Annotated in this window: 18 protein-coding genes, 1 tRNA gene and 2 pseudogenes; 12 read left to right on the top strand and 9 right to left on the bottom strand. The window is 73.7% G+C overall.

Going from position 1 to position 21,700, the window contains the following annotated elements:
• Positions 1-40 precede the first annotated feature (40 nt).
• The 4 genes from ACF062_RS21790 (at position 41) to ACF062_RS21775 (ending at position 3,456) form a co-directional block, all read left to right on the top strand.
• The gene (locus ACF062_RS21790; protein WP_392140426.1) at positions 41-1,246 is read left to right on the top strand and encodes a DNA polymerase III subunit delta'; all 1,206 of its coding nucleotides are present in this window, start codon (positions 41-43) and stop codon (positions 1,244-1,246) included.
• Positions 1,247-1,371: 125 nt separating this feature from the next.
• The gene (locus ACF062_RS21785; protein ID WP_392140424.1) at positions 1,372-2,943 is read left to right on the top strand and encodes an alpha/beta hydrolase; all 1,572 of its coding nucleotides are present in this window, start codon (positions 1,372-1,374) and stop codon (positions 2,941-2,943) included.
• Between the two features lie 106 nt (positions 2,944-3,049).
• Positions 3,050-3,123 (top strand) — tRNA-Thr (locus tag ACF062_RS21780).
• Positions 3,124-3,297: 174 nt separating this feature from the next.
• A complete protein-coding gene (locus tag ACF062_RS21775; protein ID WP_392140422.1) occupies positions 3,298-3,456 on the top strand; it encodes a hypothetical protein in 159 nt (52 codons plus the stop codon).
• Between the two features lie 20 nt (positions 3,457-3,476).
• Here the strand turns inward: ACF062_RS21775 and ACF062_RS21770 are convergent, their stop codons facing one another.
• Complete coding sequence (locus ACF062_RS21770) at positions 3,477-4,451, bottom strand: GNAT family N-acetyltransferase (RefSeq protein WP_392140420.1); 975 nt, start codon at positions 4,449-4,451, stop codon at positions 3,477-3,479.
• A 549-nt stretch (positions 4,452-5,000) separates the two neighbouring features.
• Between ACF062_RS21770 and ACF062_RS21765 the strand changes: the two genes are divergently transcribed.
• Positions 5,001-5,330 carry a hypothetical protein gene (locus ACF062_RS21765; RefSeq protein ID WP_392140418.1) on the top strand — a complete coding sequence of 110 codons (330 nt, stop codon included), beginning with the start codon at positions 5,001-5,003 and terminating at the stop codon, positions 5,328-5,330.
• A 3-nt stretch (positions 5,331-5,333) separates the two neighbouring features.
• On the opposite strand, the gene ACF062_RS21760 is transcribed toward ACF062_RS21765, so the two are convergent.
• Positions 5,334-7,208 carry a protein kinase gene (locus tag ACF062_RS21760; protein WP_392140416.1) on the bottom strand — a complete coding sequence of 625 codons (1,875 nt, stop codon included), beginning with the start codon at positions 7,206-7,208 and terminating at the stop codon, positions 5,334-5,336.
• 212 nt (positions 7,209-7,420) lie between these two features.
• Between ACF062_RS21760 and ACF062_RS21755 the strand changes: the two genes are divergently transcribed.
• The 4 genes from ACF062_RS21755 to ACF062_RS21740 all read left to right on the top strand — a co-directional run bounded on the left by ACF062_RS21755 (position 7,421) and on the right by ACF062_RS21740 (position 9,755).
• On the top strand, positions 7,421-8,014 hold the full coding sequence (locus ACF062_RS21755; RefSeq protein ID WP_392140414.1) for a TetR/AcrR family transcriptional regulator: 594 nt from the start codon (positions 7,421-7,423) through the stop codon (positions 8,012-8,014).
• Positions 8,015-8,046: 32 nt separating this feature from the next.
• Positions 8,047-8,202, top strand: coding sequence for a hypothetical protein (locus tag ACF062_RS21750; protein ID WP_392140413.1), 156 nt, complete (start codon positions 8,047-8,049; stop codon positions 8,200-8,202).
• Between the two features lie 175 nt (positions 8,203-8,377).
• Positions 8,378-8,947: a cupin domain-containing protein gene (locus tag ACF062_RS21745; protein WP_392141187.1), complete on the top strand. Its 570-nt coding sequence runs from the start codon at positions 8,378-8,380 to the stop codon at positions 8,945-8,947.
• Positions 8,940-9,755 (top strand): SDR family NAD(P)-dependent oxidoreductase, encoded by an 816-nt coding sequence (locus tag ACF062_RS21740; RefSeq protein WP_392140411.1) that lies wholly within the window; start codon positions 8,940-8,942, stop codon positions 9,753-9,755. Before ACF062_RS21745 ends, ACF062_RS21740 begins: the two co-directional genes overlap by 8 nt.
• A gap of 62 nt (positions 9,756-9,817) precedes the next feature.
• Here ACF062_RS21740 and ACF062_RS21735 read toward each other — a convergent pair whose 3' ends face one another.
• A complete protein-coding gene (locus ACF062_RS21735; RefSeq protein ID WP_392140409.1) occupies positions 9,818-10,651 on the bottom strand; it encodes an alpha/beta fold hydrolase in 834 nt (277 codons plus the stop codon).
• 202 nt (positions 10,652-10,853) lie between these two features.
• Here ACF062_RS21735 and ACF062_RS21730 point away from each other — a divergent pair.
• Positions 10,854-11,183 (top strand): annotated as a pseudogene (locus ACF062_RS21730) (GntR family transcriptional regulator); the annotation flags it as partial.
• Positions 11,177-12,598: pseudogene (locus ACF062_RS21725) on the top strand (tetratricopeptide repeat protein); the annotation flags it as partial. The pseudogenes ACF062_RS21730 and ACF062_RS21725, both read left to right, overlap by 7 nt.
• Before the next feature lie 213 nt (positions 12,599-12,811).
• On the opposite strand, the gene ACF062_RS21720 reads toward ACF062_RS21725, so the two are convergent.
• From ACF062_RS21720 to ACF062_RS21710, 3 genes are all read right to left on the bottom strand, one after another.
• Positions 12,812-14,509 carry a bifunctional 3'-5' exonuclease/DNA polymerase gene (locus ACF062_RS21720; protein WP_392140407.1) on the bottom strand — a complete coding sequence of 566 codons (1,698 nt, stop codon included), beginning with the start codon at positions 14,507-14,509 and terminating at the stop codon, positions 12,812-12,814.
• 123 nt (positions 14,510-14,632) lie between these two features.
• Entirely contained in the window at positions 14,633-16,801 is a 2,169-nt protein-coding gene (locus ACF062_RS21715) for an FtsX-like permease family protein (RefSeq protein WP_392141185.1), read from the bottom strand.
• Entirely contained in the window at positions 16,801-17,682 is an 882-nt protein-coding gene (locus ACF062_RS21710) for an ABC transporter ATP-binding protein (RefSeq protein WP_392140405.1), read from the bottom strand. Before ACF062_RS21710 ends, ACF062_RS21715 begins: the two co-directional genes overlap by 1 nt.
• Before the next feature lie 122 nt (positions 17,683-17,804).
• On the opposite strand from ACF062_RS21710, the gene ACF062_RS21705 reads away from it, so the two are divergent.
• Positions 17,805-18,986: a DUF2786 domain-containing protein gene (locus ACF062_RS21705; RefSeq protein WP_392140403.1), complete on the top strand. Its 1,182-nt coding sequence runs from the start codon at positions 17,805-17,807 to the stop codon at positions 18,984-18,986.
• A gap of 24 nt (positions 18,987-19,010) precedes the next feature.
• Here the strand turns inward: ACF062_RS21705 and ACF062_RS21700 are convergent, their stop codons facing one another.
• Genes ACF062_RS21700 through ACF062_RS21690 form a run of 3 tightly spaced genes read right to left on the bottom strand, consistent with a single transcriptional unit; the run spans position 19,011 to position 21,684 of the window.
• Complete coding sequence (locus ACF062_RS21700) at positions 19,011-19,532, bottom strand: hypothetical protein (RefSeq protein WP_392140402.1); 522 nt, start codon at positions 19,530-19,532, stop codon at positions 19,011-19,013.
• Positions 19,529-20,995 (bottom strand): ATP-binding protein, encoded by a 1,467-nt coding sequence (locus tag ACF062_RS21695; protein WP_392140400.1) that lies wholly within the window; start codon positions 20,993-20,995, stop codon positions 19,529-19,531. Before ACF062_RS21695 ends, ACF062_RS21700 begins: the two co-directional genes overlap by 4 nt.
• Positions 20,992-21,684, bottom strand: coding sequence for a response regulator (locus ACF062_RS21690; protein WP_392141183.1), 693 nt, complete (start codon positions 21,682-21,684; stop codon positions 20,992-20,994). Before ACF062_RS21690 ends, ACF062_RS21695 begins: the two co-directional genes overlap by 4 nt.
• Positions 21,685-21,700: the final 16 nt, after the last annotated feature.

The raw sequence follows: 21,700 nt of genomic DNA, 5'->3' as shown, positions 1-21,700 counted from the left end.
AGTCCGGCAAGAGCAGTGCGCAGCGTAAGGCGGTGACCCCATGAGCGTGTGGGACGACCTGGTGGGTCAGGAGCGGGTGAGCGAGCAGCTGGGCGCAGCCGCTCGGGACGCCGACGCGCTGGTGACGGCGGTCGCCGCCGACACGCCCGTGCCGGACTCGTCGAAGATGACGCACGCCTGGCTGTTCACGGGCCCGCCCGGCTCGGGCCGTTCCACGGCCGCGCGGGCCTTCGCCGCCGCCTTGCAGTGCACGAGCCCGGACCGCGCGCTCGGCGGCGCGCCGGGCTGCGGATTCTGCGACGGCTGCCACACCAGCCTCATCGGTACGCACGCCGACGTGGAAGTGGTGCGTACGGACCTGCTGTCCATCGGTGTCAAGGAGACCCGTGACCTGGTCCGGCGGGCGCAGCTCTCGCCTGCGGTCGGCCGCTGGCAGGTCATCGTCCTGGAAGACGCCGACCGCCTCACGGAGGGCGCGGGGAACGTCCTGCTGAAGGCCGTGGAGGAGCCCGCACCCCGTACCGTGTGGCTGCTCTGTGCGCCCTCCCTGGAGGACGTGCTGCCGACCATCCGCTCCCGCTGCCGGCACCTGACCCTGCGTACGCCTCCGGTGGACGCCGTGGCAGACGTGCTCGTACGGAGAGACGGTATCGAGCCGGACGTCGCCGCGGCCGCGGCGCGCGCGACGCAGGGCCACATCGGCCGCGCCCGGCGGCTCGCCACCGACCCGCGCGCGCGTGAGCGCAGGGCCGCCGTCCTGAAGATGCCGCTGCGCGTGCACGAGATCGGCGGCTGCCTCAAGGCCGCGCAAGAGCTGATCGACACGGCGACCGACGACGCGAAGCAGGTGGCCGAGGATGTCGACACCAAGGAGACCGAGGATCTGAAGGCGGCGCTCGGCGGAGGGCAGGGCAGCCGGATGCCGCGCGGCACCGCCGGTGCCATGAAGGAGCTGGAGGACCGGCAGAAGCGCCGCAGGACGCGTACGCAGCGCGACAGCCTGGACCTCGCGCTCATCGACCTGACCGGGCTCTACCGCGACGTCCTCGCCCTCCAGTTGGGCTCCCGCGTGGCCATCGCCAACACCGAGGTGCAGGACATGCTGGAGCGCATGGCCCTCGGCACCTCGCCGGAGGCCACACTGCGTCGCATCGAGGCGATCGGCGCCTGCCGCACGGCTCTCGACCGCAATGTGGCGCCGCTGCTCGCGGTGGAGGCGATGACGGTGGCGCTGCGGGCGGGGTGACGGCGCCCCGAGCCGCGTACGCGCTGAACGGCCCTCCGGGGGCCGCCGGTTGACGAAGTCACCCGTACGAGTATCGACTGAGCACGGCCTGTGACCTTCTCTGTGCGGAGAGTTACCCTCGCGTGATGGACATCAGCCGTCACAGCCGTCGCCACCCCCGCCTTTCCTTCCGTACCTGCGGCACGCTGCTCGTGACCGCCGGGCTGCTCGTCTCGGGCTGCTCCTCCGGAGGTCCGACGGTGGACGTCTCCATGGCCGCACTGCCCCGCTCGACACCCGCGGAGCTCGCCCCGTACTACGACCAGAAACTCAGCTGGCGAGAGTGCGGCGTCGCAGGCTTCGAGTGCGCCTCGATGAAGGCCCCGCGTGACTACGACAAGCCCGCGGCGGGCGACATCAAACTGGCGGTGGCCCGCAAACAGGCCACCAAGCGGAAGGGGCGGCTCGGTTCGCTCCTGGTCAACCCGGGCGGGCCCGGCGGCTCGGCGGTCGGCTACCTCCAGTCGTACGCGGCGCTCGGCTACCCCGAAGCGGTCCGCGCCCGCTACGACATGGTCGCCGTCGACCCGCGCGGCGTGGCCCGCAGCGAGCCCGTCACCTGCCTCGACGGCAAGGAGATGGACGCGTACACGCAGACCGACATCACCCCCGACGACCAGCGCGAGACCGACGGGCTGCGGACCTCCTACGAGGACTTCGCGGCCGGCTGCGAGAAGCGGTCCGGGGCGATCCTGCCGCATGTCTCCACGGTCGAGGCGGCGCGGGACATGGACGTCCTGAGGGCGGCGCTGGGCGACGAGAAGCTGTCGTACGTCGGCGCTTCGTACGGGACGTTCCTCGGCGCGACGTATGCCGGGCTCTTCCCGAAGCGCGTGGGCCGCCTTGTGCTGGACGGCGCGATGGACCCCTCCCTGCCGGCGCGCCGCATGAACCGCGACCAGACCGCCGGCTTCGAGACGGCGTTCCAGGCGTTCGCGAAGGACTGCGTGGCGCTCGGCCGTGAATGTCCGCTCGGGTCCCGGAGCCCCCGCGAGGCGGGCAAGCGGCTGAAGGGCTTCTTCGACCGGCTGGACCGCGCGCCTCTGCCGGCCGGCGACTCCTCGGGCCGCGAACTCGGCGAGGCGCTCGCGACGACGGGCGTGATCGCCGCGATGTACGACGAGGGCGCCTGGCCGCAGCTGCGGGACGCGCTCACCTCGGCGATGCGGAACAAGGACGGCTCGGCCCTGCTGGCCCTCTCCGACAGCTACTACGAGCGGGACAGCGACGGCACGTACGCGAACCTGATGTTCGCCAACGCCGCCGTGAACTGCCTGGACCTGCCGCCCGCCTTCACCACGCCGGACGAGGTCAAGGAGGCCGTGCCCGACTTCGAGAAGGCCTCCCCTGTCTTCGGCGAGGGCCTCGCGTGGTCCTCGCTGAACTGCGCCTACTGGCCGGTGAAGCCCACGGGTGAGCCGCACCGCATCAAGGCGGAGGGCGCGGCCCCCATCGTGGTCGTCGGCACGACCCGCGACCCCGCGACCCCCTACCACTGGGCCGAGGCCCTGGCCGCCCAGCTCTCCTCCGGCCGCCTCCTCACGTACGAGGGCGACGGCCACACGGCGTACGGCCGGGGCAGTGAGTGCGTCGACTCGGCGATCAACAGGTACCTCCTGGAGGGCACGGCGCCGGCGGACGGAAAGCGCTGCTCGTAGCGGTTCCGCGGGGGCGGAGCCCGGCTCCGGGAGGGGTGTGCGGAGCACCCCCGGAAACTGTGTAGACTTGGCCGCGTTGCTGATCGCACGATGGTGCGGACGGCGCGCCGCCTTAGCTCAGATGGCCAGAGCAACGCACTCGTAATGCGTAGGTCTCGGGTTCGAATCCCGAAGGCGGCTCGGATCAGCCCCAGGACTCACTCGCCGTGACCTGGGGCTTTTTCATGCGCGTATGCGATGTCGGAGCCCTGAGCGAGCGGCTTGGCTGTCCGTGGTCTCAGTTCTGGTCCCGGTACGGTGCGTCCCTCGTCGTACCGGTGGAACCGCCGGGCGAGTGCCGCGATCATGTTTGGCATGGATCAGGGATTGGCTGCCGTATTGGCTGCGGGTGTGGCAGCGACGGTGACCCTGGGCGGAGCCATGATCACCACGTCAGCGGATCCGGCGACGGCGCCGCGATCGGGCCGCGCTCCGGCCGGCGGCTTCAAGCCGACGGCATTGGTCTTTCCCTGACGCCGGGTATGGCGGTGGGCTCAGCGCCAGTCGTCGATCACGTAGGCGTCCGGGTGGCTGTAGCCGGGTTCGTTGGGCTTGTGCATGGCCACGCCTTGCAACCAGGTACGGAAACCGCGGTCGACCATGCGCTGGTAGGCATCCTGGCGGGCCAGGTTCATGCCGGCGTCCAGTTGCCCCAGTCCCTTCTCGGCGGCCAGCTGCTCGCACGCGTTCAGCAGTCGTTCGAACCGGTCCGCGGCGCCCAGGCCAGGGCGTACGGCGCCGAATTTGACGAAGCACACGTCCTCACCGGCCTCCGACCCCGCTCCGCAGTGGCAGACAGCCAGACCGTCGAGGTCAGAGTCGGCGCCCTCCAGGAGGATGGTGTCACCGAGTCCCTGCGCCTGTGTGGCCGTGATCTCGCGCTCCAAGCTCAGGCCCTCGTACACGGCCCCCGTCAGTACGCGGCTGAGGCTCAGCGCGTCGGGCCGCTCAGCGGCGGTCAGCTCGCCGTACAGCACTCGCCCGGGGGCTGTGGCAGTGACGGCGACCCGTTTCTTCATGATGGCTGTAAGGAATCGGGGCCAGAAACCGTATCGGCGGTAGAGCTCGAGATGCTTGGGACTGTGCGAGAAGGTGAACAGGCCGAGGTGGCGGTTCTCCCAGGTGTCGAAGCAGGCCATGACCGGTTCCATAAGGCGCCTGCCGATGCCCTGGTCCCACAGATCCGGACGTATGGTCAGCGGGCCGAAGAACCCGACGCTGCCCCAGTCGGTGGCGAAGTTCGATCCGACGACCTCGCCCTCCACGGTCGCTGCGAAGGCCGCGTGTGGATCTGCCGCCCAGCGGGTGCGGACATAGTCGGCGGTGCCGAAGAACGTCTCCGGCTCAGGAGCCCCGAGGAAGGTCCCGAAGGCGATCCTGAAGATCTCGTCGGTCCGATCCAGGTCCGGCTCAGCCAGCGGGCGGACCGACACCGAGGCGGCGACACTCGGTCGCTCTTCTGCGGGCATGATCGCTCTCCTCTCCGCCCCCGGTTCCATCGCACCACGGGCGTGCGCCGCGGGCGAGGCGACAGGTCCGGCGGTACCCCAAGGGTCAGGATGATTTTGCAGGCGCTCGTAATGCGTGGTCTCGGGTTTGAATCCCGAAGGCGGCTCAGTTGAAACCGCAGGTCACGTACCCCGTGGCCTGGGGTTTTGTGTTGTGCGGGGGAGGGCGGCGGTGTGACGGATGCTTTGCGGGGTGTTGTTCCGGTGCGTATTGATCCGGTGCGTGTTGATCCGGTGTTGCCGGGGGGTCGGTGTCCTGAGTGGGTCTGGTACACCTCCTATGGGTCCAACACGCAGCTTGATCGGCTTGCCGCCTATATCAAGGGCGGGTGTCCGCCGGGTGCGGCGAGGCGCTATCCGGGGTGCCGTGATCCTGCCATGCCTGCTGTCTCCATTCCGGTGGAGCTGACCGGAGCCATGTACTTCGCGACCCGGTCGCCTGTGTGGGGCGGGGGCAGGGCCTTTTATGACCCCCAGGTGAGCGGGCGGGTTCTGGCCAGGGCTCATCTGGTGACTGCCGAGCAGTTCGCGGACATCGCCGCTCAGGAGATGTACCGGGAGCCGGGCTCGGATCTCGATCTGACGGAGGCGCTCACGCGGGGGCGTGCCGTGCTGGGAGAAGGCCGGTACGAAACGCTGGTGTGCGCCGGTCAGGTCGACCGGCTGCCCGTTGTGACCTTCACGGCTCCCTGGGGCATGGACGAGGTCGAGTGGGTTCCTCCGGCTCCCGCCTACGTACGGCTTCTCGCCTCGGGGCTCCTGGCGGCCGGCGGCTGGGACAGGGAGACGGTCGCCTCGTACCTCGCGGCCTGCCCCGGTTTCTGTCCGCCGCTGCCGTGAGCGTCACCTGGACCACTGCTGCGACGCCTTGCCGGACTGGCAGGTGGCGGCGGCTACTCCGCCGCCGTAGGCCAGGTCCAGGCAGCCGCCGTTCGAGGTGCTCTTCAGGGTGCCGCTCGGGCCCCAGCGCCAGAGGCGGGCGGCGCCCTGCGTGCAGTCGCCGACGAAGACCGCCTGGCCGAGCATGTTGGCGACCAGGCACCGGCCGGACTGCTTGTTGACCACCTTGAAGCTGTTGTCCTCCGCGCTCACGGTCTTCCAGTTGGCGCTGGGGTCGCCGCACGAGCCGTGGTCCGCGGCGCCGTAGACCTGGGTCAGGCAGGCGCCGTTGTCGGTGTTCTTCAGGCGGAAGGGGCCCGTGGTGGGGGTGGACGGCGCATCGCCGTCGCTGTCGTCGCCGCTGCCGCCGTTGTCGGCGGGGGAGCCGGTGTCCCGGGGTGAGTCGCCGTCGCGGTCGGGGTTCGCGTCCCCGTTGCTTCCCTTGTCGTCGTTCCTGGATGGGCTCTTCGCGTCGCCGGGGCCCGAGTTGTCGTCGTTCGCGGCGCCGTCTTCTGTCTTGCCGTGCTTGTCGTGCGACGACTTGTCCTCGTCCTTGGATTTGCCCTTCGGGTCTTTTCGGTTCTTCTCCGGCTCTTCCTTGGGGCTCTTCGAGGCCTTCTGGTCGTCCGACGGGGCCGTCGCCGAGACGGAGGGCGTCGAACCCGCCGCGCGGTCGGGAGTGCTGACGTACGGGAGGTTCTGGATGGCCAGTGTCGTGCCGGTGGCGATCACCACGGGGACCACGGCCATCAGGACGCGGGTGCGGCGGCGGCGCTCGGGGCGGGCAGGTGCGGCGGCCGCGTCCGGGGTGGTCTCCGGCGTCGGGTCGTGCTGTGGCCGTGGCTGCGGGGCGGGAGCGTGGCCGGGCGGGGACGGGAGGGGTGCCGGCGGCGCGGGCGGCGTTCTCCCCGCGAAGGCCGCGCGGCCCGCCAGGCGGTCGGTGACCGGGGCCGGCCAGCGGGGCGGGGCGGTGGGGCCGTGTTGTGCGGCCAGGTCGAGCAGTTCCGTCGCCGTCGGGCGGCCCTCGGGGTCCTTGTCCAGGCACGTGTCGACGATCTCGGCCAGCCGCGGGTCCAGCTCGCGCAGCGGGCCGAGGTCGGGGGCGTCGTGGACGATGCTGTAGAGCGGGCTGCCCTCGGCGCCGTCCTTGAACGGCCAGCGGCCGCTCGCCGCGTAGGCGACCAGCAGGCCCAGCGTGAAGATGTCGGAGGCGCTGGTCAACCGCCTCTTTCCGGAGGCCTGTTCGGGCGACATGTACGCCGGCGTGCCGACGATGAGGCCGGTCTGGGTCAGCTGGCTCTGCTCGGCGGCGCGGGCGATGCCGAAGTCGATGAGGGTGACGCCGTCGAGGGTCAGCATCACGTTCGACGGCTTGAGGTCCCGGTGCACCATGTCGCGGGCGTGGACCGAGGCCAGGCCTGCGGCCACCTCCCGCAGGAGCCGCCACAGGGAGTCGGCCGGCAACGGCCCTCCGTGCGGTTCCACGGCCTCGGCCAGGGTGATCCCGGGGACGTACGCGGTGGCGAACCACGGCGGTTCGGCGGTGCGGTCGCTCGCGAGGAGCGGGGCGGTGGCCTCGGCCGGCAGGCGCGCGAGGTTGTCCATCTCCTGCCCGAAGCGGCGCACGAACCCCTCGTCCTCGGCGACGACGGACGCCAGCATCTGCTTGACGGCGGCGTACCGCCCGTCGACGACGCCGAGATACACCCGTCCCATGCCGCCGACCCCGAGGCGTCCCACCAGCGGGATCGAACCGATCCGCCGCGGATCCCGCTCGCGCAGCGGCTCGGCGCCGCTGCCCGTGAGGTCGAACCCGTCCTGTCCGCCTGCCCCGTCCACCGTCTCCCCGTTCACCGGCCGTCGGCCGGACCCGTGCCGTTCCCGTGCGCACCCCCGTCCGCACGGACGGACACCGGCCCGGGCCGACCGGTGACCAGTGTGGACCATCGATCGTCCTGGTTGGAAGATCTTTCTAGAAATGTATTCCAGTCCCGGTGGAGCGGAGGCGTTCGGTCCGCCTTGCTGGGCGGGGGTCTACGCTGGTGGGCACCATGAGCCCCAAGCAACAACGTGGCGCGGAAACCGCCGAGCGCCTCCTGGACGCCGCCCTTCAGGTGTACGCCGACTCCGGGGAGCAGGGCGTCACCGTCAGCGCTCTCACCAAGGCGAGCGGCGTCAGCCTCGGCAGTCTCTACCACCACTTCGGTAGCGTCGACGGCCTGATGAACGCCCTGCTGCTGCGCTGGCTCGGACGTCTCCTCGGCGAGCTGGCCGCGGCCGTCGAGCGTTCCCGCACGGCGCGCGGTGGCGTCCGCGCGCTCGTACGGACCTATCTGGCGTTCATCCAGGAGCACCCGGATGCCTCGCGGCTCCTGCACTCCTCCTATGCCGACCGGGTGGGGATGGCCCACGCCAAGCAGCTGCGCGACGCCCAGGAGGCCCGGCTGTCGCCGCTGGCCGAGTGGGTGCGCCGGCACACGGAGTCGGGCGAGATCGCGTCGCTGGACGTGCCCATGGTCGAGGCGCTCGTCATGGGGCCGATCGTCGCGACCGCGCGCCGCCGGCTCTCCGGTCTGGACGACGTCGACCTCGGGCGGGCCGCGCGCGTTCTGCCGGAGCGGATCTGGCGGTCGCTCACGCCCTGAATCCGCGCGGGCCTGCGCGTAGATGCGAACCGGTGCCGGGATTCGACGAGTTGTGGCAGAGCAGCATGTCGCCCGGCTTCAACTGGCCCTTGCCGATCCGCACGCTGTATGCGGCGAGGCTGCCCGTCCACTGGTTGCTGCCGAGGCCCCACGCCATCGAGACGAAGCCCGAGCAGTCCTTGCGGTAGCCCTGGGCGCCACCACGGCCGCGGCGCGCGTCGCGGGTATCTCGTCGAAGAGGGGAATTCTTTTTCGGGGGATTCCTTCGCGACGGGCTTTGTCCGCCGCGCGGTCTGTCAGCTGCGTGGCCGCATAGGCAGTCGCGCGGGCATGAGACGTGCCGCTGCCGGGGACTTCTCGACCATGGTCGAAAAAGTCGAGCGAGCTGAGCGCGGCGAGACAGCTGACGAAGTCGCCGCGCGGCACGGGCTGCGGCCCCTGCCGGTGGAGGGCGGCCTGTTCCGGCGGACCTGGGCGGGGCCGCCCGGCGCCGACGGCCGCCCGGCCGGCTCCGCGATCCTCGTCCTCCTGACCACCGCGCCCGGAGACTTCTCCGCCCTGCACCGCCTGCCCACCGACGAGGTCTGGCACTTCTACGAGGGCGACGCCCTGGAGCTGCTGCTCCTGGCACCCGACGGCACGGACCGCCTCGCCGTGCTGGGGCGGGCCGGGTGCGTACAGCTCGTCGTCCCGGCGGGGACGTGGATGGGGGCGAGGGTGGCGCCCGGCCCGGACGACGGTCGGCGCTACGGGTGGTCGCTGTTCGGGACGACGATGGCGCCCGGTTTCCTGCCCGAGGACTACGAAGGCGGGGACCCGGACGAGCTGGCCGCGCGGTATCCGGGACGGGCGCGGCTCATCCGGGAGCTGTGCAGGCCGGGGGAGCCGGTGCGGATGGAAAGGGAAGGGGCGGAGGGGAGCTTCGATGCGTGACGCGGGGGCGGTTGGAGGGGGGCGCGAGGTGTGGTGGGACGAGAGCCTGCCGCGGTTGGACGGGCGCGTCGCTCTCGTCACCGGGGGCAGCGGAGGCATCGGTGCCGGGATCGCCCGGCGGTTCGCGCAGGCCGGGGCGGCGGTCGTGGTGCACTTCCGGCGGGGCGAGACCCGGGCCCGGGAGCTGGTCGAGCGGATCGGGACGGCGGGCGGTGACGCCGTCGCCCTGGGGGCGGACCTGACCAGGGAGGAAGAGTGCCACCGCCTCGTCGAGGCCGCGTACGCCTGGCGGGGCCACCTGGACGCGCTCGTCAACAACGCCGGGATCCAGCCCCTGCGGGACCTCGCGGACCTGACGGCCGCGGAGTGGCAGCAGCTCTCCGACGCCAACGTGACCAGCGCCTTCTGCTGCACCCAGGCCGCCGCGGACCTCATGTCCCGGCAGGACGGCGGCGGCACGGTCACGCACATCGCGTCCATCGAGGGCTCGCACCCCGCCCCCGGCCACGCGCACTACAGCGCGTCCAAGGCGGCCCTGATCATGTTCGCCCGCTCGGCGGCCCTGGAGTACGGGCCGCGCGGCATCCGCGTCAACAGCGTCTCGCCCGGCCTCATCGACCGGCCGGGCCTCGCCGAACAGTGGCCGCAGGGTGTGGAGCGGTGGGGGCGGGCCGCGCCGCTCGGGCGGCTCGGACGGCCCGAGGACATCGGCGACGCGTGCGTGTTCCTCGCCTCGGACGCCGCGTCCTGGATCACGGGTACGGACCTGGTGGTGGACGGCGGGGTGGGGGCGCGGCCCACCTGGTAGGGCACCGTCAGATGCCCTGGTCTCTGCCGTGGTCTCCGCCTTGCCCGCCGCCCTGGCCGGCGTCAGCGGTCCAGGCGGGGCGCGGTTGCCGGGAGGCGGGTCAGCCAGGTGTGGACCGCGGCGTTGAATTCGGCGGGGCGTTCCAGGTTCGGCAGGTGCGCTGCTCCCTCGACGACACACAGCGCGGAGTCGGGCAGCACGGCGTGCATGGCCTCGGCGTCGGAGACCGGCGTGTACGTGTCGTCGCGGCCGACGACCACGAGGGACGGCACGGCGACGCGGGCCAGCGTCGCGCGGTAGTCGGGGCGTTCGGCCCGGCCGCGCAGGGCGGCGGCGGCTCCCTCGGGCGGGGCGGCCAGCATCATGCGGTGGACGTACGCGGACGCCTCCGCGTTGTACGGGGCCACCATCTTGTCCCGCACCTCGTCCGCGTACCCCTTCATGCCCTCGGCGAGGAGCCGGTCCGCCTGGGCGTTGCGGGTGGCCTTGCCCTGCGGGGTCTCCGCCGCGGGGAAGGTGTCGGCCAGGAGGAGGCCCGTGAGGCGTTCCGGGAACAGGCGGTGGCACTCCATGACGAGCTGCCCGCCCATCGAGAGGCCGCCGAGCGCGAACTCCCGTACGCCCAGGTGGTCCAGGAGCGCGGCGACGTCCTCGGCGAAGGTGGCGAAGGCCGTGGTGCCGGGGACGACGGTCGACTCGCCGTAGCCGCGGAGGTCCGGGGTGACGACGCGGTGCGTCCCGGCGAACGCCTCGCGCTGCGGGGCCCACATGGAGCGGTCGAAGGGGTGGCCGTGGAGGAGGACGAGGGTGGGGCGGGGCGGGGCGACGGAGCCGGCCTCGGCGTCGCCCGTGTCGTCGTAACCGATGGTGACGCCGTTGAGCTGTGCGGTTGCCATGAGGGGAGGCTAGGTGGCGCCAACTGGTCGGTGCAATAGGGTCTTTGCTCTCGGTGCAATGTGAGCGCGGTCGGTCGTCGGCGCACGTCGGCAGGCACGTAGGTGCGCAGGCAGGCAGGCAGGTAGGTAGGTAGGTAAGTAGGCAGTCGGTCGGAGCGGGGAGCGAGGGGCGGGACAGGTGGCGGAGAGCGGGGAGCGGGGCGTGCGGAGGCGGCGGGACTTCCGGGAGGTGGCCGATGAGGTGGCCCGGGAGATCGAGGCGGGGACGCTGCGGGGCGGCGAACGGCTGCCGACGCAGCGGGCCTTCGCGCGGCGGCGGGGGATCGCCGGCTCCACGGCCATCCGCGTGTACGGCGAGCTGGCGCGGCGGGGCCTGGTCGTCGGCGAGGTGGGGCGCGGCACGTTCGTCAGGGCCGCGGCGCCGCATCCCGGCGGGGCGGCGCTGACGGAGGGGATGCCGCCGCCATCGGACGTCCGGCCGCCGGGCTCCGGTCCGGCCCCGACCGTGGTCAACCTCGAACTCAACTACCCCGATACGGAGTGCCGCTGCTCGCGCGCCTGTTGGGGGTCGACGAGCTGCGGGCGGGCGCGGCCCTCGACCGCCTGGTCGACGTCGCTCTCCTCGACGAGACGGCGTACGGCCGCTACGCCCCGCACGACCTCGTCCGCGACTTCGCGAGGGAGACGGCGGCCGTGGGCCCCGGCGCTGAGGACGTCGTCGACCAGGCGCTGCTCTGGTACGCGGAGTCCGCCCGCCGCACCCTGCTGGCGATCATGCCGGAGGGCCTCGACAAGGCGGACCGGCTGCGCGGTGTGGAGCCCCGGCTCGCCCGCCGCAGGAAGCAGTGCGAGCGGCGGCCGGTCCCGCCCCGCTCTCCGGTCCCGCCCCGTTCCCCGGTCCCGCCCCGTTCGCCGAACAGGTCGGGCTCCCCGGGCACGTCAGGTGAGTGTGACCCCGATCCGCCTCCCCTCTCCCTGGAGGAGGCCTTCGCCTGGGGCGACACCGAGCTGGCGAACATCGTCACCCTCGCGGAGCGGCACAGCGGGACCTCTGATCTGCTGCCGGTACTGGTGCGCTGCCTCTTCCCGTACCTGCAACGCCGGGGCCGCCTCCTGGAGTTGGCCAGGCTCGGCACGCTCGCCCTGGACGCCGCCCGCCGCGAGGGCGACAGCGCCGCCGAGGCGCAGGCCCTCACCGATCTCGCCGGGACGCACTTCATGTCGGGGCGCAGCGGCGAGGCGCTCGCACTGAACGACCAGGCCCTCGCGCTCTGGCGGGTCCTCGGCATCGTGTCCTGCGTACGGCGCGGCCTGAACAACCGCGGCCTGCTCCTCGAAGGGCTCGGCCGCCACGAGGAGTCCGCCGAGTCCCTCCGGCAGAGCCTCGCGCTCGCCAAGGAGCTCGCCGACCCGCTCAGCGAGGCGATCACCCTCAGCCACCTCGGGAACCTCTACGAGCACACGGACGCCCGCGCCGCCATCGACCACCACGAACGCAGCCTCGCGATCGGCGAGGCGATCGGGCACGCCGTCGTGCGCCAGTCCGCCCACTGCAACATCGGCTACGCCCACCTCACCCTCGGCGAACCGGCCGCCGCTCTCGCGCACTTCGAGGAGAGCCTGCGCATCCACGGGGAGTACGAGGACTGGCACGGCGAGTCCCAGGCCCGCCTCGGCCTGGTGCGCGCGCTGCGAGGGCTGGACCGCACCGGGGACGCGACGCGCGAGTGCACCGCCCTCCTCGACCGCGCCGAGCACCGAGGTGACGCCCACATGACGGGCCTGGTCCGTCATCAGCGCGGGCTGCTCCTGCGGACAGAGGGGCGCCCCGAGGCGGCGTACGAGCAGTGGAGGTCGGCGCTCCGGGCGCTGGACGGCACGGACAGCAAGGTGGCCGACGAGCTGCGGGACCTGCTGGGGGAGACGGAGCCCGGGGCCGGCCCCTAGGGCCTGTCTGACAATTCCCGCCTGCCTCGCGACGCCATGCACGCACTCTCGCCGCACCGGGCGCAGAGCCAAGTACATCCAGTACGAGGCCCTACGCCCGGCACGCCGAGAGCACGCACCTGACGCCGCGAGACCGCCCTCCGGGCGACGACGCGAATTGTCAGACAGGCCCTAGACCCGTACTCGGCCAGGCCCCGGGAACGGGCCGCCGGATCACTTCGCGTCGGCGTAGCACTCCACGACGGCGGTCGTGAACGGAAAGCGGACCGGGGTCTGCCCGAAGGCGATCCGGCCGGCGAGGTCGCCCGCCTCCCGCACGGCGAGCGCGACGGCCGCCGCCTCCTCGGCGGGGCAGTGCACGATGACCTCGTCGTGCTGGAAGAAGACCAGTTCGGCCCGCATGCCGGCCTCGGCGATCGTCCGCCGCAGCGCGGCCAGCATCAGCAGGGCCCAGTCGGCGGCGCTGCCCTGCACGACGAAGTTGCGCGTGAACCGGCCGCGCGCCCGGGCGTTGGTCGAGGCGTACCCGGGGGTGAACTCGCCGTCCGGGGAGGCAGCGGTGGGGTCCTCCTGAGGGAGGCCCGCCTCGTCGGCGTCCCCGGCCCCGGCCGCCGGCGGGCTCGTCCGGCCCAGCCAGGTCCGCACGAGCCGCCCCTCCTCACCGGCCCGCGCCGCGTCGTCGACGTACGCGACGGCCAGCGGGAAGCGGCGGCGCAGCGCGGCCAGGTTCTTCAGGCCGTCGCCCGACGTCTGGCCGTACACCGCGCCGAGCAGCGCGATCTTCGCGTGGTCGCGGTCGCCGGAGAACGCGCGGTCCGAGAGGCGGGTGTAGAGGTCCTCCTCGCTCCCCGCCACCTCCATGAGGCCCGGGTCCCGGGAGATCGCGGCCAGCACCCTCGGCTCCATCTGGTCGGCGTCGGCGACGACGAGCCGCCAGCCGGGGTCGGCGACCACGGCCCGCCGGATCACCTTCGGGATCTGGAGCGCACCGCCGCCGTTGGTCGTCCAGCGTCCGCTGACCGAACCGCCGGGGGTGTACTCGGGGCGGAAGCGGCCGTCGCGGACCCAGTCCTGGAGCCAGCTCCAGCCGTGGGCGGTCCAGATGCGGTACAGCTTCTTGTACTCGATGAGGGGCCGCACCGCCGGGTGGTCGATCTCCTCCAGCTCCCAGCGCCGCGTCGACTTCACCCTGATGCCGGCCTGCGCGAAGGCCTTCACCACGTCGGCGGCGAGATCCGGGCGAACCCGGCGGCCGAACGCGGCGGACACCTCGTCGGCCAGCTCGGCGAGGCGGCGGGGTTCGCCACCGCCCGCGTACCGCTCGCCGAGCAGTTCGGTCAGCAGCTCGCGGTGGACGTCGGCGCGCCAGGGCAGGCCCGCGGCGTTCATCTCGGCGGCCACGAGCATGCCCGCCGACTCGGAGGCGGTGAGCAGGCGCATGCGGCCGGGGTGGGCCGTGGCGTCGTGTCTTCGCTGCTGCTCGGCATGGACCTCGACGAGCTCGGCCGGCGTGACGGGGGCGCCGCCGGGGCGGGGCTCGAAGAGGGAGTCCTGCGAGCCGGGCTCGGCGGCGCGGGGCGGGGGGTCGGGCGGTACGGGGCGGTTGTGGAGGCGGGCGAGGGCGGCGGCCGCGGAGCGTGGCTCGCCCAGGCGGCCCTCGTGACCGAGGAGGAGGAGCTCGGCGGCCTCCACGTCGTAGCACCGCTCCACGCGGACGCCCGCGGCGAGCAGCCGGGGGTACACGGCGGCGGTCGACCGCCACACCCACCGGCCCACGCCGGGCCGCTTCCGCACGGCCTCGACGAGGTCGGGCTCCCGCACGACCGGGCCCGCGGGCAGACCGGCGGCGTCGAGGGGTACGAGCTCTGCTCCCGCTCCCTCGACCGCGGCGATGGCCCACCGATCACTCATGCCGCGAGTGTCGCACCAGGCACTGACAGCGGGCCTGAGGTGCGGTGGGTGCCGTCATCGCCTTGGCGCGTCTTGAGGGGCGCCCCGGGACGCCCCGACACGCGCCCCCGTAACCGCCACCCCTCACCCGCCGAACCGCCCCCGCACCCCCGCGGCCCCCACCGCCACCACCGCGCACACCCCCACCGCGATTCCCACGACACCCCACGGCACCACCACCCCCGCCGGCACCGACAGCCGGGCCAGACCGGCCGCGAGGCCGCCGAGGTTGACCGCCGTCACGGCGAGGCCGAGCACCGCGCCCGCCGTGACCGCCACCAGCGCCTCCCCGGCGACCACCGCACGGACCTGCCACCGCGTCGCCCCCGCCAGCCGCAGCGCCCGCAGCTCGGGCCCCCGGACCGACGCCGCCATCAGCAGCGTGCTCGCCAGGGAGATCCCCGTGTAGACGAGGGAGATGCCGAGCAGCATCAGCAGCCCGAGCCGCGTCTGGGCCTTGGTCCGGGGGTGCGTGGCGGCCAGCCACGCCTCCGCCGACCGCACCTCGCCCCCGCCTCGCTCCGCCAGCGCGGCGGCGGCCCGGCCGGGATCCGCTCCCGCCGTCAGCCGAACGTCGACCCGGTCCACGGGGACGGCGGCCCCGCCGCGCCCGAGGGAGGCGTTGGCCGAGGTCACGTACGCGCCGTTGTCGCCGCTGCCCCGTGCGAGCACCGCCACGATCCGCAGCCGTGCGGGCCGCCCGTCGCCCAGCCAGACGTCGACGTGCTCGCCGACCCGCCGCTTCTCCCACTCCTCGTTGACGACGATCGACCGGTCGTCCAGGTCGCGTACGTCACCGGCGACCACCGGCAGCCGGGACGTCACCGCCAGCGCGGCGGGGTCGCGTACGGCGCGCGCGTCGGACCGGACGAGCGCGCTGCCTTCCTCGCGGACGTAGACGGCGGTGGAGGCGGACGCGGAGACGGCGACGGCCCCAGGTATGTCCCGGCGGGCCACGACCTCCAAGTCCGCACCCGTGGCGACCAGTTGCGATACCGTCCGCTGCCGCGCCTCCGCCGCCTTCGCCTCGCTCACGGTCTGCGCGGAGCCCAGCAGACTGCCCGCGAGGGCGACGGTGACCAGGACGGGCGCGGCGACGGCGGCGGTGCGGCGCACGGACGCGGCGGAGTTCTCGCGGACGAGGAGTCCGACGGCGCCGGGCAGCCGGAAGGCGCGGACGACGGGGCGTACGAGCAGGGGCGCGAGGGCGGCGGCAGCGGTGATCAGGATCATCGGCTGGACGGTGTACGTCTTGCGCTTCATCAGCGAGGACGGGTCGGTGACGAGCGTCCAGACGAGCAGCCCGAGCCCGCAGGCAAGCAGGGCGGCGCCCACGAGTCGGCGGCTCCACGGCATGACGTCACTGTCCACGGACGCGTCGCGCAGCGCCTCGGCCGGAGTGATGCGGCCGGCCCGCCGGGACGCGACCCAGGCGCCTGAGAGGGCGACGAAGAGGCCGGTCCAGAAGGCGAGCTGGAAGGGCCAGGAGAGCGGCGCGGAGGTCGGAAAGGAGGCGCCGGGGATGGTGAACCACCCCGGCGCGATACCGGCGTCCACCAGCGCCGCCCCGAGCCGCGGCCCGCCCCACGCCCCGAGCGCGCAGCCCGCGACGGACGCGGTGACGCCCACCGCGAGCGCCTCGCCGAGGAGTTGCCCGCGCACCTGGCCGGGCGTCGCGCCCGCCATCCGCAGCAGACCGAACTCGCGCCGCCGCAGCGCGACGACGAAGGCGAACGTCGACGCCGTGACGAAGACCGACACGAAGGCGGCGACCCCGCCCGCCGTGCCGAGGAAGGAGTTGACGGCCACCATCGCCTCGGCGTCGCGAGCGGTGGCGGGATCGGCCTGGCGGCGGTCGTCGCCGGTGAGGACGCGGGCCCGTCCGTCGACCACGTCGCGTACCGCCCGGGCGGGCGCGTCGATGCCGACCGCGTCCCGCTTGGCGCCGTCCACCCGGACGGGCCCGAGCCGCCGCAGGTCACGCAGCAGCGCGGTGTCCACAGGGTGTGGATGAGCGAGCGGCTTCGATACGAGGGTGGTGCCCGGGCCCCGCTCGACCGGCACCGTCAGCCGGTCCTGCCCCATGACGACGACGGGCGACCCGGCGAACCGCTCGACCGGCCGGTCCGGCCCCGCGAGGCTCGCGTCGAGCCCGAGCCCCATGGCGGCGGTGAGCCCGACACCGAGGGCGACGGCGACGAAGGCCCCGAGGAGGCTGCTCCACCGGGCACGGAGAGAAGCGAGGAAGATGATCACAGTCCGTCCCTCTCGCCGACACGGACACGGCCCCCACACCCGGCACCCACGCCCGATGCCCCGCCACGAGAAGCCCCGCCCCCGCCACGAGAAGCCCCGCCCCCGGCACTGGAAGCCCCGGCCCCGGCAACCCCGGCCCCGCCACCCGCACCCCCGCCCTCCAGCAGCGCCATCCGCTCCGCCACAGCCCCGGCACCCGGCGCCCGCAGCTCACCCGCCACCCGGCCGTCGACCAAGAACACCACGCGGTCCGCGTGCGCCGCGGCCACCGGGTCATGCGTGACCATCACCGTCGTCTGCCCCTCCCGGTCCACGAGGTCCCGCAACAGCCCCAGCACCTGTCGGCTGGTGACCGTGTCGAGCGCGCCGGTCGGCTCGTCGCCGAAGAGCGCGGCGGGGCGGCTGACCAGCGCCCGCGCGAGGGCGACCCGTTGCTGCTGGCCGCCGGACAGCTCCCCCGGCCGGTGCCGGGCCCTGTCGGCGAGGCCCACCCGGTCGAGGGCGTCGCGGATCTCCGTACGGGAGGGGCGGCGCCCCGCGAGACGCAGCGGGAGGGCGACGTTCTGGGCGGCGCTCAGGGAGGGCAGGAGGTTGAAGGCCTGGAAGACGAAGCCGATCCGCTCCCTGCGCAACAGCGTGAGGCGGCGCTCGCTCAGCCCCGTCAGCACGGTCCCGCCCACCTCGACCGTCCCGGACGTCGGCCGGTCAAGCCCGGCGGCGCACTGGAGAAGCGTGGACTTGCCGGAGCCGGAGGGTCCCATGACCGCGACGAAGGTCCCGGCGGGCACCTCCAGGCCGACTCCGTCGAGGGCGGCGACGTCACCGTGGAGGCGGCGGAGGGCGGTGAGGCGTACGGCGGGAGAGGAGGTCTCGTTCATGCCCTCAAGCCAACCGCCGGGCGCGCCCGCGCACACGACCACTGAGGGGTGTCCCGGGGGTAGGGCCGGCCCTACCCCCACGTGCCGTCCGGGGTGTCCGCGGCGCCTCATACCCTTGCTCCATGTGCCCCAGGGATTCGGTGATCGATGACGCGTTCGCGGCGGCGCTGTACGGCGACGGCGACGAGGGCCTGGACACCGGAGCCTCCCTCCTCGCGGCGGCGCCCGGCGCGGACGCCGAGCTGCGCCGCCGGGGTGAGGAGTACCTGCGCCGCGCGTGGCGGGGCGGCTGGCAGCCCGCCGACGTCGTACGCCTCGTCCGGCGCGACCTGGCGGAGCCGCACGTACGGCTGGCCGCCGAACTGATCCTCGCCGAGACGCGGGGCTACGCGCACCTGCCGCCCCGCTGGGCGGACCAGCTCGCCGACCTCGATGCCGGCTCGGAACCGGCCCGGCCCCGCGACCGCTTCTCGTACGCCACCACCCACCTCCAGCTCTACCGCCTGCTCCTGCGCCTCCCGCCCATCGAGCCGGTGGGCCCGCCGCCCGGTGAGACCGTGCCGGGTCCCGTCGAGGGTGAGCCGCGCGCGCTCACCCGCATCCGCGCGCTGCTCGCCAAGGCCGAGGCGACCGGCTATCCGGAGGAGGCGGAGGCGCTCACCGCGAAGGCGCAGGAGCTGATGGCGCGCCACTCCCTCGACGAGGCGCTGCTCGCCGCCCGTACGCACGCGAAGGACGTCCCCGGGGCGTGCCGCGTCGGCGTGGACGCCCCGTACGAGACGGCGAAGGCGATCCTGCTCGACTCCGTGGCGGCCGCGAACCGCTGCCGGGCGGTGTGGAACGAGGCGTTCGGCTTCTCGACCGTCGTCGGCTTCGAGTCCGATCTGGAGGCCGTGGAGCTGCTCTACACCTCCCTGCTCGTGCAGGGCACGGCGGCGATGACGAAGGCGGAGGCGGGGCAGCGCGCGGCGGGCCGCAAGCGGACGAAGACGTTCCGGCAGACCTTCCTGCTGGCGTACGCGCACCGCATCGGCGCACGGCTGGCGCGGGCGGGTGAACACGCGGTCAGGGAAGCGGCCGAGGCTGCCGAAGCAGCCGAGGGCTCCGGGGGGAGCGCCGCCTCCCTGCTGCCCGTGCTCGCGGCGCGCGATGTCGCGGTGACCGACCGCGCGGAGCGGATGTTCCCCGAGACGACCACCACGCGCGTGCGGGGCGCGACGGACGGCGAGGGCTGGGCGCACGGCACGGCGGCGGCCGACCGCGCCCACGTCGCACCCCGCGACCGGGGCCCCGCCCTGCCTTGATCCCCACCCCCTCCTTGCCGGGCGCTACGTCAAGAAGTCCGAGCACACATGCGGCCCCAGCTTCCCGCCGCCCGCCACGAACACCACCGTCACCCGTACGTCGTCCGGTCGTGTCCGCCCGCTCTCGTCGAGGACGGACCGCGCCCGCGCCAGACTGCACACCAACTGCCCGGCGAGGTTGCGGTCCTGGACGGAGGCCGGGTCGAGCACCCGGTCGGGGACCCGCACCGTGAGCCGGTCGCCCGCGCCGGTGACCTCCCACGTCCCGCCCGAGACCAGCGTGGTGAGACCGGAACGCTTCTCGGAGTCGGAGGGGCTCATCAGCAGCTTGATGACGTGGGCAGGCTCCCGGATCTCCTGGCCCGGCCGGGGCGCGCCCTCCAGCCGGCCCGACTCGGAGACGAAGTACAGCCGCAGCCCCTTGGTGAGCCCGCTCGCCGGATCCCCCGCGGCCACCACCCCGGTGGGCCGCACCCCGCACCCGGCGAGTACGAGCACGGACAGCCCGGACAGCACGGACAGCACGGCCCCGACCACCCGCCTCACGCCCCGGCCTCCCCGTCCGTCGCGCCCGCCCGCCGCCACGGCATCCGCAACGTGAACACCGCCCCGCCCCCGTCCCTGTTCGCCACCTCGATGGTTCCGCCGTGCAGTCGCGCGTTCTCCAGCGCGATGGCAGTGCCCAGGCCGCTGCCCTCCGACCGGGTCCGGGCGCTGTCCGCCTTGTAGAAGCGGTCGAAGACGTGGGGGAGCACCTCGGGCGGCAGGCCGGGCCCCCGGTCGGCGACCTCGACGCTCACCTGGCCCCCGGCCGCCCGCGCGGTGAGGGAGACCGGCGGCGCGCCGTGCCGCAGCGCGTTGCCGACGAGGTTGGCGACCACCACGTCGATGCGCCGGGCGTCGACCACGGTCCGTACGCCCTCCGGCAGCCGGCACTCCACCTGCCCCGTCCAGCCGCGCAGCGCGAGAGTGCCCCGGAGGGTCTCGGCGAGGTCGACCTCGCCGAGGGTGAGGCGGGCCGCGCCCGAGTCGAAGCGGGACATCTCCATCAGGTCGTCGACGAGCCGGGCCAGACGCGCCGTCTCGGCACTGACCGTACGGGCGGCCCGGGCCGCGTCCGGCGGCAGCCGCTCGGCGTCCTCGTCGAGGACGGTTGCGACCATCGTCATCGCGGCGAGCGGCGTACGCAGTTCGTGCGAGACGTCGGCGACGAAGCGCCGTGCCCGCGCCTCCTGTTCGCGCAGTTCGGTGACGGACGCTTCGAGCGCCTGCGCCGTGGCGTTGAAGTCCCGCGCGAGTTCGGCCAGTTCGTCCCGCCCCCGAGGCGTCTCGACCCGGGAGGCGAGGTCCCCGGCGGCGTGTCTGCGGGTGGCGCGCCCCAGTTCGCGTACGGGCCGCAGCACGGTGCGCGCGGCGAGCAGCGCGAGCACGGTGGCGAGCAGCACCACGGGCAGGAGCCCGTCCCGTACGGAGTCGAGGATCGCGGCGGTGTCGTCCTGCTCGGCGCGCAGCGAGGTGACGGCGAAGACGTCGAGGCCGGACGGCGGCCCGGAGGCGAAGGTGACGGGCGTGCCGGCCACGAGGTAGGGGCTGCCGTGCCGCTCGACCCGCTGGAGGCTCATGCGGTTGTGCTCGCGTACGGCCCTCCGCAGGGCGGAGGTGATGAGCGACCGGTCGGCGGAGGCGTCGGAGGACACCGTCAGGGAGCGGTACCGGGCGACGACGACCGCGTCACCGAGGCCGTCGGCGACGCTGACGGCGAAGCGGGTGAGGGAGACCTCGTCGGGCGGCATGGAGAGGTCGGCGGCGACCTGGTCGACACGGTTCTTGAAGTCGGTGCGCACGGCGTCCTGTTTGCGCTCAAGAACGGCGGTGCGGGACTCCCGGTAGGCGAGCCCGGTGGCCGTGACCGCGCTGACCAGGGCGACGAGCACAAAGGCGACAACGAGCCGCACCCGCAGACCGCCCCGCACCCACGGCCGCGGGGACCGGCCCCCCGGGAGCCTCATACCGGCCCGAACCGGTACCCGAAGCCCCGTACCGTCTGTATGTACACCGGCTTGGCGGGTACGTCCTCGAGCTTGGCGCGCAGGCGGCCGACCGCCGCGTCGACCAGCCGCGAGTCCCCGAGGAAGTCGTGTTCCCACACGGAGCGCAGCAGCTGCTCGCGGCTGAACACCTGCCCCGGTGAGGCGGAGAGTTCGAGCAGGACCCGCAGTTCGGTGGGCGGCAGCGCGAGGACGGTGCCGCGCTTGGTGACGGTGAGCCCGGCGCGGTCGATGACGAGCCCCGCGTACGTGTCCTCGTCGGGCCGTCTCCGCACCGGCTCGGCCCGCCGCAGCGCCGCCCGGATCCGCGCCTCCAGGACGGGCGCGGTCACGGGCTTGACCACGTAGTCGTCGGCGCCCGCCTCCAGGCCCCGCACGATGTCGCCGTCGTCGCCGCGCGCGGTCAGCATGATGACGGGGACGGCCGACCCCCTCGCGCGGATCCGCCGGCAGACCTCGAAGCCGTCCATGCCGGGCAGCATCAGGTCGAGCACGGCGAGTTCGACGGTGTGGCCCGCGGGCCCGGCGAGCAGGGCGAGGGCGGCCTCACCCGTGGCGGCGGTGTCGACCCCGTACCCGTGCCGGCGCAGCACCAGTTCCATTCCGTCGCGCACGGACGCGTCGTCCTCGATCAGCAGCACATGGGGCACTCGGGGCATGGCGACG

The organism is Streptomyces sp. NPDC015345 (assembly GCF_043078805.1).
Lineage (GTDB): Bacteria > Actinomycetota > Actinomycetes > Streptomycetales > Streptomycetaceae > Streptomyces.
Note: the sequence above shows the minus strand (reverse complement) of the source record. Positions and strands in the feature narration are given on the sequence as shown.

Excerpts from the sequence above, each read along its gene's own strand:
- ACF062_RS21790 (WP_392140426.1), top strand. The coding sequence starts at position 41 with ATGAGCGTGTGGGACGACCTGGTGGGTCAGGAGCGGGTGAGCGAGCAG.
- ACF062_RS21785 (WP_392140424.1), top strand. The coding sequence starts at position 1,372 with ATGGACATCAGCCGTCACAGCCGTCGCCACCCCCGCCTTTCCTTCCGT.
- ACF062_RS21775 (WP_392140422.1), top strand. The coding sequence starts at position 3,298 with ATGGATCAGGGATTGGCTGCCGTATTGGCTGCGGGTGTGGCAGCGACG.
- ACF062_RS21770 (WP_392140420.1), bottom strand. The coding sequence starts at position 4,451 with ATGCCCGCAGAAGAGCGACCGAGTGTCGCCGCCTCGGTGTCGGTCCGC.
- ACF062_RS21755 (WP_392140414.1), top strand. The coding sequence starts at position 7,421 with ATGAGCCCCAAGCAACAACGTGGCGCGGAAACCGCCGAGCGCCTCCTG.
- ACF062_RS21745 (WP_392141187.1), top strand. The coding sequence starts at position 8,378 with ATGGTCGAAAAAGTCGAGCGAGCTGAGCGCGGCGAGACAGCTGACGAA.
- ACF062_RS21740 (WP_392140411.1), top strand. The coding sequence starts at position 8,940 with ATGCGTGACGCGGGGGCGGTTGGAGGGGGGCGCGAGGTGTGGTGGGAC.
- ACF062_RS21735 (WP_392140409.1), bottom strand. The coding sequence starts at position 10,651 with ATGGCAACCGCACAGCTCAACGGCGTCACCATCGGTTACGACGACACG.
- ACF062_RS21720 (WP_392140407.1), bottom strand. The coding sequence starts at position 14,509 with ATGAGTGATCGGTGGGCCATCGCCGCGGTCGAGGGAGCGGGAGCAGAG.
- ACF062_RS21710 (WP_392140405.1), bottom strand. The coding sequence starts at position 17,682 with ATGAACGAGACCTCCTCTCCCGCCGTACGCCTCACCGCCCTCCGCCGC.
- ACF062_RS21705 (WP_392140403.1), top strand. The coding sequence starts at position 17,805 with ATGTGCCCCAGGGATTCGGTGATCGATGACGCGTTCGCGGCGGCGCTG.
- ACF062_RS21695 (WP_392140400.1), bottom strand. The coding sequence starts at position 20,995 with ATGAGGCTCCCGGGGGGCCGGTCCCCGCGGCCGTGGGTGCGGGGCGGT.